Source organism: Streptomyces sp. NRRL WC-3605, from assembly GCF_001509795.1.
Classification (GTDB): Bacteria; Actinomycetota; Actinomycetes; order Streptomycetales; family Streptomycetaceae; genus Streptomyces; species Streptomyces viridochromogenes.
In genome coordinates this window covers 73,797-88,713 of record NZ_LLZN01000041.1, presented here as the reverse complement: position 1 = coordinate 88,713, position 14,917 = coordinate 73,797, and the positions used below count along the sequence as shown (strand labels likewise).

The following is a 14,917-nucleotide window of genomic DNA, read 5'->3' as shown; positions in this document are numbered from 1 at the left end:
GCCCGTGGCACAGTGGCCCCATGTGCGGCCGATACGCCTCCACCCGCAGCCCCCAGGACCTGGCCCAGCTGTTCCAGGTCGCCGAGTGGCACCCGGAGGAGGCCCTGGAACCGAGCTGGAACGTGGCGCCGACCGACGACGTGTGGGCGGTCCTGGAACGCCGGCCGCGCGGCGCGGGCGAGGACGCCCCGGCGCCGCGCACGCTGCGCCCGATGCGCTGGGGCCTGGTGCCGTCCTGGGCGAAGGACGTGAAGCAGGGCGCGCGGCTGATCAACGCGCGCGTGGAGACCGTCCACGAGAAGCCCGCCTTCCGCCGCGCGTTCGTCAAACGCCGCTGCCTGCTCCCCGCCGACGGCTTCTACGAGTGGGACCAGGTCCGGGACGAGACGTCCGGGAAGGTCCGCAAGCAGCCCTGGTTCATCCATCCCGAGGACGGGAGCGTCCTGGCCCTCGCGGGGCTGTACGAGTTCTGGCGCGACCCGGCCGTCAAGGACGACGACGACCCGGCCGCCTGGCTGCTGAGCTGCACCATCATCACCACCGAGGCCACCGACGCCGCCGGGCGCGTCCACCCGCGGATGCCGCTGGCCCTTCCGCCCGGCCACTACGACGCCTGGCTCGACCCGCGGCACGAGTCCACGGACGACCTGCGCGCCCTGCTGGTCCAGCCGGCCGAGGGCCACCTGGCCGCCCGCCCGGTCTCCACGGCGGTCAACAGCGTCCGCAACAACGGCCCCCAGCTCCTGGAGGAACGGACGTAGGGTCGGGGACGCCGGGCACGACCGACCTCACCCCGCTGGAGGGCACGCGTGACGACCACCACCCCGACGGTCACCCTCGACGACGTCCGTGACGCGGCCGCCCGCCTCGCCGGCGTCGCCCACCGCACCCCGGTGCTGCGCTCCCGTGTCCTGGACGAACGCGTCGGCGCCGAGGTCTTCCTGAAGTGCGAGAACTTCCAGCGGGTCGGCGCCTTCAAGTTCCGCGGCGCCTACAACGCGGCGTCCAGGCTGAGCCCGGAGCGGCTCGCCCGGGGCATCGCCGCCTACTCGTCCGGGAACCACGCCCAGGCCGTCGCACTCGCCGCCCGCGAGCTGGGAACCACCGCGGTGATCGTCATGCCCGAGGACGCGCCACCCTCGAAGCGGGCCGCGACCGAGGGCTACGGCGCCGAGGTCGTCACCTACGACCGCTACACCGGCGACCGCGTCGCGATCACCGAGGCGCTGGCCGCCGAGCGGGGCCTGACCGTGATCCCGCCGTACGAGCATCCGCACATCATGGCCGGCCAGGGCACCGCCGCGCTCGAACTCCTGGAGGAGACCGGGGAGCTGGACATGCTGGTGGTGCCGGTCGGCGGCGGCGGGCTGATGGCCGGCAGCGCCACGGCCGCCAAGGCCCTCCACCCGGGGATCCGGATGACCGGGGTCGAGCCGGAGGCCGGGGACGACACCCGGCGGTCGCTCGCCGAGGGGCGGCGGGTCGGCGTCCCGGTGCCCCGCACCATCGCCGACGGGCAGGCGGTGCACACACCGGGGGAGCTGACCTTCGCGGTGAACCGGCGGCTCGTCGACGACATCGTGCTGGTCGGCGACGACGAGATCCGCGACGCGATGCGGTTCGCCTTCGAACGCCTGAAGATCGTGGTCGAGCCGAGCGGCGCCACCCCGCTCGCGGCCCTGCTCCGCGGCCGGACCGGCCCGCTCCCGCGCCGGGTCGGCGTGATCGTCTCGGGCGGCAACGTGGACGCCGGACGGTTCGCCGAGCTGTGCGGTGCGGTTAGCTGACTCCCGGCTGGCGGGCCCCGGTGGCCGGGCGGACGATGGGGTGGTAGAGGGCCGGCCGCCGACGGCGGCGCCCAGGGCCGCTGGGAGACCGGCCCGGCCGCGTGCGGGGACGCGGCCCGAAGGGAGCGCGCCATGCTGGAAGTCAAGATGCTCGAGAAGCCGGACGAGCGGCGTGATTTCCCCCGCGGCCACATCGAGGCGGTCCACCTGAGCGACCTGGACTTCGCCGTGGCCACCCTGGAGCCGGGCTGGCGCTGGAGCGAGTCGGTGGGCCCGATCGCGGGTACCTCCACCTGCCAGATGCACCACAACGGCTACGTCGTCCAGGGGCGCCTGCACATCCACATGGACGACGGCGCCGAGACCGAGGTCGGCCCCGGCGAGGTCTATGTGTGCACCCCCGGGCACGACGCCTGGGTGGCCGGCGACGAGCAGGTCGTCGTGTACGACTTCCACGGCCAGACGGCCCGGGAGTTCGCCAGGCAGTAGACGTCGCGAGGCGCGTGCCGGTCCGTCAGACGGTGATGACGACCTTGGCGCGCGCGTGCTCGACCTCCAGATACCGGATCGCCTCGGCAGCCTCACCCAGTTCGTAGGTCCGCTCGACGACCGGGGCGATCCTCCCCGACTCGGCCAGTTCGCGCAGGGCCGCGAGGTTGGCGCGGCTCTGTCGGGCCGCGACGGCCCGCAGCCGCCGGCCGCCCGCGAAGGGCGCGGCCAGCTGCCGCTTGAGGAACAACGCCATCGGCCCGACGACGCTGCCGCCCTCGAAGACGCCTCCGCCGGACAGCACGAGCGTCCCGGTGGGCGCGAGGGCGCGCCGGAGGTCCCCCAGCGAGCGGTTGCCCACAAGGTCCAGCACGACGTCCCAGCGCTCGGCGCGCCGGGCGAAGTCCTCCCGGGCGCGGTCGATCACGTGGCCGGCGCCCAGTGAGCGGACCAGGTCGGCGTTGCGCGCGCTGCACACCGCCGTGACCTCGGCGCCGTACGCCCTGCCGAGCTGGACGGCGAAGGTGCCGACGCCCCCGGAGGCGCCGTTCACCAGCAGGGTCTGGCCCTCCTGGAGGCGGGCGACGTCCCGCAGCGCCATCAGCGCGGTGTTCCCAGCCAGGGGCATGGCGGCCGCCTGCTCGAAGGTGAGCCCGGCCGGCTTGGGACCGATCTCGTCGGCCCGGGCGCACACGAACTCGGCGAAGGTGCCGTCGGCCTCGCCGTACACCTCGTCGCCGGGCTGGAGCCCCGTGACCCCGGCGCCCACCGTCTCCACCACGCCGGCGAGGTCACGGCCCCGGATGCGGTTCCTCGGCCGGCGCCAGCCCATCGTGCCGCGCCCGATCAGGGGGTCGCCGCGCATGAAGTGCCAGTCGAGGGCGTTCACGGACGCGGCCCGCACCCGCACGAGCACCTCGCCGGCGCCCGGCAACGGCCGCTCGACGTCCGTGAACTCCAGGGTGTCCGCCGACCCGTACCGGTCCTGGACCACTGCCTTCATGGGGTCCCCCCTCCACTCACGCCGAGCGTAGGAAAGCCCGCGGGACCTGACCATCCGGGCCGCACCCTGATTTCTCCCCGGGCTCCCGGAGGCCGGTGGCAGGGGCACACACCTCCCGCGCACGCACCTTCCGCACACGCGTTTCCCGCGCACGCGCCTCCCGCGCTTGCCTCTGGAAACCGATCGGTTTACGCTACCGGCCATGGAAACCGATCGGTTTCCGCGCGGGTCGGCCCGACACGCACCCCCGTTCCGAGGAGAGACCCATGACCGCCATCGAAGGATCCGTCGCCCTGGTCACCGGAGGCAGCCGCGGCATCGGCCGGGCCCTGGTCGACGCCCTGTACGAGCGCGGCGCGAAGAAGGTGTACGCCACCGCCCGCGATCCCCGCACCGTCACGCACCCCGACGCCGTGCCGCTGGCCCTGGAGGTCACCGACCCCGCCTCCGTCGCCGCCGCGGCCGAGCAGGCGCAGGACGTCACCCTGCTCATCAACAACGCGGGCGCGTCCGTGAACGCGAAGTTCCTGGACGCGCCCGTCGACGACGTGCGGCGCGAGTTCGAGACCAATTTCTACGGGCCGCTCCTGGTCACCCGCGCCCTCGTGCCCGTCATCGAGCGCAACGGCGGCGGCCACATCCTGAACGTCCACTCCGTGCTGTCCTGGATCGGCCTCGCCAACTCCTACAGCGCCTCCAAGGCCGCCCTGTGGTCGCTGACCAACTCGCTGCGGCTCGACCTGCGCCCGCGCGGCATCGAGGTCACCGGCCTGCACGTCGGCTATGTCGACACCGATCTGGCCGCCCACGTCGACGCGCCGAAGAGCAGCCCGGACAGCGTCGCCGCGCAGGCACTCGACGGGATCGAGGCGAACGCCTTCGAGGTGCTCGCCGACGACATCTCCCGGCAGGTCAAGGCCGGACTCGCCGCCGACCCGGCCGTCCTCTACGGGCGGTTCGCCGCCTGATCACACCGGCAGCAGGCGCCCCACCAGGGCGCTGAGCTGCCGGGCGGTCCGGCACTCGTGCATCTCCACCAGCTCGGCGTAGGCGGGGGCGGCGGAGTCGCCGGTGCCCCAGCGGGACCGCTGCTCGGGGTTCAGCCAGTACACGCGGCGCGCCCGGCGGGCGATCCGGCGGACGGCCGGCAGGCCGGGGTCGCTCATGTTCGTCCGGGCGTCACCGAGGACGAACACGGTGGTCCGCGGGCCCACCGCCTCCTCGTACCGCTCGGCGAACTCGCCCAGGGCCATGCCGTAGTCGCTGCTGCCGTGGTAGCCGGTGACGCCGGCCTCGCCCTGGATGCGCGCGGCCAGCCCCTCCGGGTCGGCGGCCCCGCGCTCCAGGAGCCCGGTCACCTCGTCGACCCGGTTGACGAAGGCGAACACCCGCACCTTGGAGAACTGCTCGTGCAGCGCCTGCACGAGCAGCATCGTGAAGTCCGAGAACCCCGACACCGAGCCCGACACGTCGCACAGCAGCACCAGTTCGGGCCGCGCGGGCCGGCGGCGGCGCAGCACCGGCCGCATCGGCACCCCGCCCGTGGACAGCGAACCGCGCAGCGTCCTGCGCAGGTCGATGCTGCCCCGGGAGGCCCGACGGCGCCGGGCGGCCAGCCGCGTCGCCAGCTTGCGGGCGAGCGGCTGCACCGTGCGCCGCAGCTCAGCCAGCTGATCCCGTCCGGCGAACAGGAAGTCGACCCGGTCCGCGGTCGTCCGTACCCCCCGCCGCGCGATCTCGTCCCGGCCGCGCCGCTCGGCCACCCGGCGCCGCGCCTCGGCGGCCACCATCGCCCGGAAGGCGTCGATACGGCGCCGGACCTCGTCCTCCAGCAGCCGGTCGGTGAACCCCGGCGCGCCGCCCCGCGCCCGCACGTCGTCGCGGACCCGCGCCATCAGCGTCTGCGGCCGCACCCGTTCCAGCGTCTGGTACGACGACCAGCCGTCCGACTCCGGTGACGAACCGTAGCCGCCGAACCCGTCGACCGCCTCGGCGGCGAGCCGCAGCATCAGGGCCCGGTCGTCGGCGGCGAGGGCGGCGGCCAGCCGCTCCCGCAGATCCTCCCGGCCGGCCGCGGGCTGCTCGGGGCCGCCGACCCCGCGCGGGAAGTACAGGTCGAAGACCGGGTCGAACACCTGCCGCTGCCCGGTGCCGTGCAGCAGGGTCGCGGCCAGGCCCTCCCGCAGCAGCTCCCGGTCCGCGAGGCCGAGCGCCTCCACGGCCCGGGCCGCGTCCACGCTCTCGCCCGTGCCGATCCGCATGCCGTGCGCCCGCAACGCCCCCACCAGGGAGGTCAGCCGCTCGGCCACCCCCGCGGGCGTGGTCACAGGGCGTCCAGGTCGAGCTTGGCGGTCGCCTTGAGCACGTCGTCCTGGTGCTTGAGCAGCACTCCGAGGGTGGACCGCACGACCGACTCGTCCAGCGTGTCCGCGCCGAGGGCGAGCAGGGTGCGCGCCCAGTCGATGGTCTCGGCGACCGACGGCACCTTGCGCAGGTCCATGGCCCGCAGCGCGCCCACGACCCGGACGACCGAACGGGCCAGAGCCTCGTCGAGCCCCGGCACCTTCAGCCGGACGATGCGGCGCTCCAGCTCCTCGTCCGGGAAGCCGATGTGCAGGAACAGGCAGCGGCGGCGCAGGGCCTCGGACAGCTCCCGGCTGGCGTTGGAGGTGAGGACCACGAAGGGCCGGCGGGTCGCGGTGATGGTGCCGAGCTCGGGGACGGTCACCTGGAAGTCGCTGAGCACCTCCAGCAGCAGGCCCTCCACCTCGACGTCGGCCTTGTCGGTCTCGTCGATCAGCAGCACCTTCGGGTCGTCGCCCCGGATGGCCGTCAGCAGCGGACGGGTGAGCAGGAACTCCTCGCCGAAGATGTCCGTGCGCGTCTCGTCCCACGTCTCGTCGCGGCCCGCGCTGATGCGCAGCAGCTGCTTGGCGTGGTTCCACTCGTACAGCGCCCGGGACTCGTCGACCCCCTCGTAGCACTGGAGGCGTACCAGCCGGGCCTGTGCCACCTCGGCGACGGCCTTGGCGAGTTCCGTCTTGCCCACCCCGGCCGGGCCCTCCACCAGCAGGGGCTTGCCGAGCCGGTCGGCGAGGAAGACGGTCGTGGCGACGGCGGGCGAGGCGAGGTAGCCGGTCGCGGCCAGACGCGCGGAGACGTCGTCGACGGAAGTGAACAACGGGGCCTCCGAAGGAGAGTGTCCAAGCGCTTGTTCAGTGGATGATGCCATGGCGGCTCCCGGCGCCGGAAGGTGGTACACCGATCGGTTTCCCGACGGTCCCGCGCGCGGTACCCTCGCGGGTATGGCCACATCAGACAAGGCGTCCACGCGGGACCGGCTCCTCGACGCGGCGTCCGAGCTCTTCTACCGCGACGGCGTCTCCATCGGCGTCGAGACGCTGTGCCGCACCGCCGGGGTCTCGAAGCGGTCCATGTACCAGCTGTTCGCCTCCAAGGACGAGGTCCTGGCCGCCAGCCTGGAGCGCCGGCGCCCCGAGTACGAGGCCCAGCTGATCCTCCCCGAGCAGGAGCCCGGCACCCCGCGCGAGCGCATCCTGCACGTGTTCGAGCGCCTGGAGAAGAGCGCCGCCCAGCCCGGCTACCAGGGCTGCCCCTACCTCGCCGCGCTGGTCGAGCTGAAGGACCCCGAGCATCCGGCCAGCGTCGTCGCCCGGGGCGCCAAGGACGGGATGAGGGACCACTTCCGCGCCCTGGCCCAGCAGGGCGGAGCCCGCGACCCGGAACTGCTGTCCCGTCAGCTCATGCTGGTCTTCGACGGCGCCAACGCGCGCGCGGGGTCCCGCGTCGAGACCCTGGACGGACTGACCACGGAGACGGTGACGCTGCTCCTGGACGCGTCCGGCCTGGCCTGACGTACGGCGGGCCGTCAGGACGGCAGCAGCACCACCTCCAGGGTGCGCGGGCCGTGCACCCCCTCCACGCGGTCCAGCTCGATGTCACTGGTCGCCGACGGCCCGGAGATCCAGGTGAGCGGGCGGGCCGGGTCCAGGCGTTCGAGCGCCTGGGGGACGGACGACACGACCTGCTCCGGGACCCGGACCACACAGATGTGGTGGTCGGGGACGAGGGTGATCCGGCGCCGGCCCTGGTCGGGCGAGCCGTCCAGGACGATCGTGCCCGTCTCGGCGATCGCGACCGCGCAGCCCGTGACCACGCTCTCCACCCGGTCGAGTTCCTGGGGTGTGCTCACGGCCCGGTCGTGGATACGCGTGGGATCGGCGGCCGACATCCATTCCGGCGGCAGGCCGGGCGGGACGAGCACGTACTGCGAGCCGCGCTCGGCGAGCAGCCGCATGACCAGGTACGGCAGCTCGTCGAAGTCCGTACGGTGCACCACCGCCCGGTAGTCGGCCAGGTTCTCCGCCAGCAGGTCCACCGTCTGCTCGACGGTGCGCTCACCGTGCTCGCGCAGATAGTCACGGACGACCGCCCGCTCGTACGGGGTGTCGTCCCTCGGCACGTCCGCCAGCGCACGCCGCACCCGGCCCAGAATCCGCTCCCTGGCGCTCACTTCACCCCGTCCTTTCCGCCGTCCGTCCGCCGCCACCAGTCCCGGAACGGCTCCGCGGGCACCTCCGGCAGATCGCGCGTCCCGCTCCACGCCCTGCCTGGGCCGGGCAGTGTCCGCGGATGCAGCCGCCGGGTGCGCGAGGCGAGCCGCTGGCCGGTGCGCAGGGCGCCCGGGTGGCTGAACGCCCAGCGCGCCGCCCGCATCGCCGCGCGCTCGGCCGCGTGCCCCTTGGCCGGCTTCAGGACCACCTTGTCGCCCCGCGAGGTCACCTGGCCGCCCTCGACGACCCGCTCCCGCAGATGCACCAGCACCTCCGGGATGTCGATGGCGACCGGACACACCTCGTAGCAGGCACCGCACAGCGACGAGGCGTACGGCAGCGACGCGTCGATCTCACTGCCCGTGCCGCGCAGCTGCGGGCTGAGGATGGCGCCGATCGGGCCCGGGTAGACCGAGCCGTAGGCGTGCCCGCCCGCCCGCTCGTACACCGGGCACACGTTGAGGCAGGCCGAGCAGCGGATGCAGCGCAGCGCCTGCCGGCCCACCTCGTCGGCCAGCGTGTCGGTGCGCCCGTTGTCGAGCAGCACCAGATGGAAGGCGCGCGGCCCGTCCCCGTCGGTCGTCCCGGTCCACATCGACGTGTACGGGTTCATGCGCTCGGCGGTGGAGGAGCGGGGGAGCGTCTGCAGGAACACCTCCAGGTCCCGCCAGGTGGGCACGATCTTCTCGATGCCGACCACCGAGATCAGCGTCTCGGGCAGCGTCAGGCACATCCGCCCGTTGCCCTCGGACTCCACGACGACCAGGGTGCCGGTCTCGGCCACCATGAAGTTGGCGCCGGAGATCCCCACCTTCGCCCGCAGGAACTTCTCCCGCAGATGCAGCCGGGCCGCCTCGGCCAGTTCGGCGGGCGTGTCCGTCAGCCCGTCCGGGGCGGGGCGGCCCCACGCGCCCATCTCGCGGCGGAAGATGTCCCGGATCTCACCCCGGTTGCGGTGGATCGCCGGGACGAGGATGTGCGAGGGCCGGTCCTTTCCCAACTGCACGATCAGCTCGGCGAGATCGGTCTCGTAGGCGCGGATGCCCTCCGCCTCCAGCGCCTCGTTCAGGCCGATCTCCTGGGTGGCCATCGACTTGACCTTGACGACCTCCGACTCGCCGGTCGCCTTGACCAGACCGGCCACGATCCGGTTGGCCTCCTCGGCGTCCGCCGCCCAGTGCACGGTCCCGCCGGCCGCCGTGACCGACGCCTCCAACTGCTCCAGGTAGCGGTCGAGATGAAGCAGCGTGTGGTCCTTGATCCGCTTGCCCGCCTCCCGCAGCCGGTCCCAGTCCGGCACCTCCGCGACCGCCTTGGCGCGCTTGGCGCGGATGGTGTGCGTGGCGTGCCGCAGGTTGCCCCGCAGCGTCGCGTCGCGCACCGCCTCCCGGGCGGCCTCGGGGAACGCCGGCATCCCGACGAACGTGCCACTCATACGGCCGGGTCCTCCTTCGTGCTCGCCAGGATCTCCGCGATGTGCACCGGCCGCATTCCCGTGCGCAGCCGGGCCATCGTGCCGCCGATGTGCATCAGACAGGAGTTGTCGGCCGCGCACAGCACCTCGGCACCCGTCGACTCGGCGTTGCGCACCTTGTCGGCGCCCATCGCCGCCGAGACGTCCGCGTTCTTCAGGGCGAACGTGCCGCCGAAGCCGCAGCACTCGTCAGCGCCCGGCAGTTCGGCCAGCTCCAGGCCCTCGACGGCCCGCAGCAGCCGCAGCGGCCGTTCGCCGAGCCGCAGCGACCGCAGCCCGTGACAGGTCGGGTGATACGTCACCCGGTGCGGGTAGTACGCGCCGACGTCCGTCACCTCCAGCACGTCCACCAGGAACTCCGTCAGCTCGTACGTCCTGGGCACCACCGGCGCCAGCGTGGCCGCGAGCGTGTCGCCGCGCCCCTCCGCCCGGGCCCGCTCACCCATCCGCGGATACAGTTCCCGCACCATCGCCCCGCACGACCCCGACGGGGTGACGATCGCGTCGTACTCCCCGAAGACATCGGAGAAATGCCGGGCCAGCGGCTCGGCCTCATGCCGGTAGCCGGTGTTGTAGTGCGCCTGCCCGCAACAGGTCTGCGCCATCGGGAAGTCGACCTCGACACCCAGCCTGGTCAGCAGTTTCACCACGGCACGCCCGGTGTCCGGATAGAGCGTGTCGTTGACGCAGGTCAGGAACAGGGCGACACGCATCGCGGCTCCTTCGGGGTCGGTCATCGGACGAGTGCAGGGTAGTGCGGCGGCACGCTCACGGGGAGACCGCTCACGCCCTGGCGAGCCGGGCCTCCGCCGCCGCCCAGCGCGCCGGGTCCCCGCCGGGCTCGTAGCGGGCGAGCGGCTGGGTGCGGCGCAGCAGGCGCCGCCCGTCTGCCAGGCCGCCCACCAGCCCGTGGGCGCGCGCCTGGACGAGGACGTTGCCGAAGGCGGCCGCCTCGGCCGGGCCGGCCACCACGGGCAGCCCGCACGCGTCGGCCGTCAGCCGGCACAGCAGCGCGTTGCGCGCCCCGCCGCCCACGACGTGCACCACGTCCACCGGGTGACCGGCGAGCCGCTGCGCGTCCAGGACGGCCCGCCGGTGCGCCAGCGCGAGGGAGTCCAGGATGCAGCGCGTGATCTCGGCGGGGGACGCGGGCACCGGTTGCCCGGACGACCGGCAGGCCGCGGCGATGCGCTCCGGCATCCGGCCCGGCGCCAGGAACGCCGCGTCTCCCGCGTCCACGACCGACCGCAGCGGGGGCACCCGGGCCGCCTCCTCCAGCAGCCCGTCCAGGTCGGGGGTGCCCCAGGCCCGCAGGCACTCCTGGAGCAGCCAGAGCCCCATGATGTTCCGCAGGTAGCGGACCGTGCCGTCCAGGCCCAGCTCGTTGGTGAAGTTGGCGGCCCGGCTCTCCTCCGTCAGGACCGGCGCCCGCAGTTCCAGACCGGCCAGCGACCAGGTGCCCGTGCAGATGTACGCGAACCGCTCGCCCTCGGCCGGGACGGCCGCCACCGCGGACGCCGTGTCGTGCGAGCCGACCGCCGTCACCGGCACCGGCCCGGTGAGCCCGGTCTCCTCCAGCACCTCCTCGCGCAGCAGTCCCGCCGGGTCGCCCGGGGCGCGCAGCGGCGCGAACAGGCTCAGGTCCACGCCCAGCCGCGCGGCCACACCGTACGCCCAGTCACGGGTGCGCGGGTCGATCAACTGGGTGGTGGAGGCGTTGGTCAGCTCGGTGCCCTGCTCGCCGGTCAGCCAGTAGGCGATCAGGTCCGGGATGAGCAACAGCCGTTGCGCCCGCGCCAGTTGCGCGGAGTCACGGGCGGCCGCCAGCTGGTACAAAGTGTTGAACGGTGCGTACTGCAGCCCCGTCGCCGCGTACAGCTCGGCGGCGGGCAGGGTCTCCCACACCGTCCGCGCGACCCCGTCCGTCCTGGCGTCCCGGTAGTGCACGGGGTTGCCGAGCAGCGCCCCGTCCGCGTCCAGCAGCCCGTAGTCCACGGCCCAGCTGTCGATGCCGACGGAGTCGACCCGCCCGGCCGCCCGGAGCCCGTCCAGCACTCCCGCGTACAGGCCGAGGACGTCCCAGCGCAGCCCTTCCGGAACCCGTACGGGCCGGTTGGGGAAGCGGTGCGCCTCGGTCAGCTCCAGGGTGCCGGGGCCGACCCGGCCGGTCATGACGCGCCCGCTGGACGCGCCGAGGTCGACCGCCGCGTACGCCCGCACGCCCGCGCTCACCGCAGGAACGCGGCCGCGACACCGGCGTCGACCGGGATGTGCAGGCCGGTGGTGTGGGTCAGCTCGCCGCCGGTCAGCGCGAACACGGCGTTGGCGACGTGCTCGGGCAGCACCTCACGCTTGAGCAGGGTCCGCTGGGCGTAGAACTCGCCCAGCTTCGCCTCCTCCACCCCGTACACCGCGGCCCGCCGGGCGCCCCAGCCGCCGGCGAAGATGCCCGAACCGCGCACCACGCCGTCCGGGTTGATCCCGTTGACCCGGATGCCGTGCTCACCGAGTTCGGCGGCGAGCAGCCGCACCTGGTGGGCCTGGTCGGCCTTGGTGGCGCCGTACGCGATGTTGTTCGGGCCGGCGAACACGCCGTTCTTGGAAGCGATGTAGACGATGTCGCCGCCGAGTCCCTGCGCCGTCATCACGCGGGCCGCCTCCCGGGACACGAGGAAGGAGCCGCGCGCCATGATGGCGTGCTGGAGGTCCCAGTCCCGCGCCGAGGTCTCCAGCAGCGGCTTGGAGATGGAGATGCCCGCGTTGTTCACGACGAGGTCCACACCGCCGAACGCGAGGACGGCGGACCGGAAGGCGGCGGCGATCTGCTCCTCGTCGGTGACGTCCACCGTCACGGCCACGGCCCGGTCGGGACCGCCCAGTTCCTCGGCGACGGCGGCGGCGCTCTCGCCGTCCAGGTCCGCGACGACCACGCACGCGCCCTCGGCGGCCAGCCGGTGCGCGATCGCCTTGCCGATCCCGCTGCCGGCGCCGGTCACCAGTGCGATCCGGGTCGCCAGCGCCTTGGGCGGCGGCATCCGCCGCAGCTTGGCCTCCTCCAGCTCCCAGTACTCGATGCGGAACTTCTCCGTCTCCTCGATGGGCGCGTAGGCGGAGACCGCCTCGGCGCCGCGCATCACGTTGACGGCGTTGACGTAGAACTCGCCCGCCACCCGTGCGGTCTGCTTGTCCTTGCCGAAGCTGAACATGCCGACCCCCGGCACCAGCACGATCGCCGGATCCGCCCCGCGCATGGCGGGGGAGTCCGGCAGGGCGTGCCGCCGGTAGTAGGCGGCGTACTCCTCGCGGTATGCGGCGTGCAGCTCCGCCAGCCGGGCCAGGGCCTCGTCCAGCGGCGCGGTGGGCGGCAGGTCCAGGACCAGCGGCCGCACCTTGGTGCGCAGGAAGTGGTCGGGGCAGGAGGTGCCCAGCGAGGCGAGCCGGGGATGCTCGGCCCGCGCCAGGAAGTCGAGCACGGTCTCCGAGTCGTCGAAGTGCCCGACCTGCGGCCGGTCCCGTGAGGCGACGGCCCGCACGTACGGCGCCAGCGCCGCCGCCCGCTCCCGCCGCTCGGCCTCCGGCAGCGGCTCGAACCCAGAGAGGACCGGCCCGAAGGGCTCGGTCTTCCCCCGCTCGGCGAGGAACGCCTCGGCGCCGCGGATGATGCGCAGCGCGTTGCCCTCGCACTCCTCGGAGGTGTCGCCCCAGGCCGTGATGCCGTGCCCGCCGAGCACACAGCCGATCGCGCGCGGGTTGGCCTCCTTCACGGCGGCGATGTCCAGGCCGAGCTGGAACCCGGGCCGCCGCCACGGCACCCACACCACGGTGTCGCCGAAGCACTCCGCCGTCAGCTTCTCCCCGTCGGCCGCGCACGCGAGCGCGATCCCGGAGTCCGGGTGCAGATGGTCCACGTGCGTGGCGTCGACCAGGCCGTGCATGGCGGTGTCGATGGAGGGCGCGGCGCCGCCCTTGCCGTGCAGGCAGTAGTCGAACGCGGCGACCATCTCGTCCTCGCGCTCCACACCGGGGTAGACGCCCTTCAGCGCCCGCAGCCGGTCGAGCCGCAGTACGGCCAGCCCGCCCTCGGTCAGCGTCCCGAGGTCGCCCCCGGACCCCTTGACCCACATCAGCTCGACGTCCCCGCCGGTGACGGGATCGGTCCCGGTGCCCTTGGCGGAGGCGTTGCCGCCGGCGTAGTTGGTGTTGCGGGGGTCGGCGCCCAGCCGACGAGACCGGGCAAGCAGAGCAGCGACTTCACGGTGAACCATGGCAACCAGTCCTTGAGGAAGAGGGTGAGCGGAACGCGCCTCCAGGGGCGCGGGGAACTGTGCGGCAAGCCCCCGCGAACCCGCGGTCCGCGAGGAACGAGAACCCGGCGGACGCCTACGCCCCCCACCCCGCCTGCTCGCCTCCCACCCGCTCGGCCACGATCTTCTCGGCCCACCCGGACCGGGCGTACGCCCCCATCGGATCGGGATCCAGCCCCATCTCCTCGCGCACCTCGCGCAGCAACGGCCGCACATCCGTGTTGTACGCGTCCATCAGCACGGCGTTCGCCCCGAGCACGTCCCCGGCGGCCTGCGCGCCGGCCAGGGCGGCGCGGTCCACGAGCAGTGCCTTCGCCGTGGCCTCCTGCACGTTCATCACCGACCGGATGATCGCCGGGATCTTCGCCTCGATGTTGTGGCACTGGTCGAGCATGAAGGCCACGTCGGAGCCGAGGCCGTCGCCGCGGACCACCTCGTACATGATCCGGAAGAGCTGGAAGGGGTCGGCGGCGCCCACCATCAGGTCGTCGTCGGCGTAGAAGCGCGAGTTGAAGTCGAAGGCGCCGAGCCGGTCCTCCCGCAGCAGCGTCGCGACGATGAACTCGATGTTGGTGCCCGGCGCGTGATGGCCGGTGTCGACCACGACCCGCGCCTTCGGGCCGAGCTTCAGGCAGTGCGCGTACGCCGTGCCCCAGTCCGGGACGTCGGTCGTGTAGAAGGCCGGCTCGAACAGCTTGTACTCCAGCAGCATCCGCTGGCCCTCGCCGAGCCGCCCGTACACCTCGGCCAGCGCCTCGGCCAGCCGGTCCTGACGGGCGCGGATGTCGTCCTGGCCGGGGTAGTTGGTGCCGTCGGCGAACCACAGCTTCAGGTCCCGCGAGCCGGTGGCGTCCATGATGTCGACGCACTCCAGCAGATGGTCGACCGCCTTGCGGCGCACGCCCGCGTCGGGGTGGCAGACGCTGCCGAGGCGGTAGGCGTCGTCCTGGAAGGTGTTGGAGTTGATCGCGCCCAGCCGCAGCCCGCGCTCCTCGGCGTGCCGGGCCAGCGCCGCGTAGTCGTCGACCCGGTCCCACGGGATGTGCAGGGCGACGGTGGGCGCCACCCCGGTGAACTCGTGCACCTTGGCGGCGTCGTCCAGCTTCTCCCGCGGCGAGCGCGGCACGCCCTGCTGGGCGAAGACCTTGAAACGCGTCCCCGAGTTCCCGTACGCCCACGACGGCGTCTCGACGGCCTGGGACTTGAGTGCGGCCTTCACCGCGGCGAGCTCGGTCACTGAGGGCTCCTGTGACGTCGGGACCTGGATCGGTGGGGGAGCGAACTGA

At 73.5% G+C, this 14,917-nt stretch carries 14 protein-coding genes; 5 read left to right on the top strand and 9 right to left on the bottom strand.

The window, feature by feature from the left end; all coding sequences use genetic code 11:
• Positions 1 to 20 precede the first annotated feature (20 nt).
• The 3 genes from ADL34_RS08855 to ADL34_RS08845 all read left to right on the top strand — a co-directional run bounded on the left by ADL34_RS08855 (position 21) and on the right by ADL34_RS08845 (position 2,276).
• Entirely contained in the window at positions 21 to 761 is a 741-nt protein-coding gene (locus ADL34_RS08855) for an SOS response-associated peptidase (RefSeq protein ID WP_062665630.1), read from the top strand.
• A gap of 48 nt (positions 762 to 809) precedes the next feature.
• The gene (locus tag ADL34_RS08850) at positions 810 to 1,787 is read left to right on the top strand and encodes a threo-3-hydroxy-L-aspartate ammonia-lyase (protein WP_062665628.1); all 978 of its coding nucleotides are present in this window, start codon (positions 810 to 812) and stop codon (positions 1,785 to 1,787) included.
• Positions 1,788 to 1,919: 132 nt separating this feature from the next.
• A complete protein-coding gene (locus ADL34_RS08845) occupies positions 1,920 to 2,276 on the top strand; it encodes a cupin domain-containing protein (RefSeq protein ID WP_062665627.1) in 357 nt (118 codons plus the stop codon).
• A gap of 25 nt (positions 2,277 to 2,301) precedes the next feature.
• Here ADL34_RS08845 and ADL34_RS08840 read toward each other — a convergent pair whose 3' ends face one another.
• Positions 2,302 to 3,279 carry an NAD(P)-dependent alcohol dehydrogenase gene (locus ADL34_RS08840; protein WP_062665625.1) on the bottom strand — a complete coding sequence of 326 codons (978 nt, stop codon included), beginning with the start codon at positions 3,277 to 3,279 and terminating at the stop codon, positions 2,302 to 2,304.
• 266 nt (positions 3,280 to 3,545) lie between these two features.
• Between ADL34_RS08840 and ADL34_RS08835 the strand changes: the two genes are divergently transcribed.
• Positions 3,546 to 4,247 carry an SDR family oxidoreductase gene (locus ADL34_RS08835; protein WP_062665623.1) on the top strand — a complete coding sequence of 234 codons (702 nt, stop codon included), beginning with the start codon at positions 3,546 to 3,548 and terminating at the stop codon, positions 4,245 to 4,247.
• Here the strand turns inward: ADL34_RS08835 and ADL34_RS08830 are convergent, their stop codons facing one another.
• Both ADL34_RS08830 and ADL34_RS08825 read right to left on the bottom strand, forming a co-directional pair.
• On the bottom strand, positions 4,248 to 5,606 hold the full coding sequence (locus ADL34_RS08830; RefSeq protein WP_062665622.1) for a VWA domain-containing protein: 1,359 nt from the start codon (positions 5,604 to 5,606) through the stop codon (positions 4,248 to 4,250).
• The gene (locus ADL34_RS08825) at positions 5,603 to 6,460 is read right to left on the bottom strand and encodes an AAA family ATPase (protein ID WP_062665619.1); all 858 of its coding nucleotides are present in this window, start codon (positions 6,458 to 6,460) and stop codon (positions 5,603 to 5,605) included. The genes ADL34_RS08830 and ADL34_RS08825 overlap by 4 nt, the downstream gene beginning before the upstream one ends.
• A 124-nt stretch (positions 6,461 to 6,584) precedes the next feature.
• Between ADL34_RS08825 and ADL34_RS08820 the strand changes: the two genes are divergently transcribed.
• A complete protein-coding gene (locus tag ADL34_RS08820; RefSeq protein ID WP_062665618.1) occupies positions 6,585 to 7,154 on the top strand; it encodes a TetR/AcrR family transcriptional regulator in 570 nt (189 codons plus the stop codon).
• A 14-nt stretch (positions 7,155 to 7,168) separates the two neighbouring features.
• Here ADL34_RS08820 and ADL34_RS08815 read toward each other — a convergent pair whose 3' ends face one another.
• The 6 genes from ADL34_RS08815 to rhaI all read right to left on the bottom strand — a co-directional run bounded on the left by ADL34_RS08815 (position 7,169) and on the right by rhaI (position 14,868).
• Entirely contained in the window at positions 7,169 to 7,813 is a 645-nt protein-coding gene (locus tag ADL34_RS08815; RefSeq protein ID WP_062665616.1) for a LutC/YkgG family protein, read from the bottom strand.
• Entirely contained in the window at positions 7,810 to 9,288 is a 1,479-nt protein-coding gene (locus ADL34_RS08810) for a LutB/LldF family L-lactate oxidation iron-sulfur protein (protein WP_062665614.1), read from the bottom strand. The genes ADL34_RS08815 and ADL34_RS08810 overlap by 4 nt, the downstream gene beginning before the upstream one ends.
• Positions 9,285 to 10,040: a (Fe-S)-binding protein gene (locus ADL34_RS08805; protein ID WP_062665612.1), complete on the bottom strand. Its 756-nt coding sequence runs from the start codon at positions 10,038 to 10,040 to the stop codon at positions 9,285 to 9,287. Before ADL34_RS08805 ends, ADL34_RS08810 begins: the two co-directional genes overlap by 4 nt.
• Positions 10,041 to 10,110: 70 nt before the next feature.
• On the bottom strand, positions 10,111 to 11,499 hold the full coding sequence (locus ADL34_RS08800; RefSeq protein WP_199835548.1) for a rhamnulokinase: 1,389 nt from the start codon (positions 11,497 to 11,499) through the stop codon (positions 10,111 to 10,113).
• 56 nt (positions 11,500 to 11,555) lie between these two features.
• A complete protein-coding gene (locus ADL34_RS08795) occupies positions 11,556 to 13,592 on the bottom strand; it encodes a bifunctional rhamnulose-1-phosphate aldolase/short-chain dehydrogenase (RefSeq protein WP_062665608.1) in 2,037 nt (678 codons plus the stop codon).
• Positions 13,593 to 13,707: 115 nt separating this feature from the next.
• Positions 13,708 to 14,868, bottom strand: a complete 1,161-nt coding sequence (gene rhaI, locus ADL34_RS08790; protein ID WP_062665605.1) for an L-rhamnose isomerase — start codon at positions 14,866 to 14,868, stop codon at positions 13,708 to 13,710.
• Positions 14,869 to 14,917 lie beyond the last annotated feature (49 nt).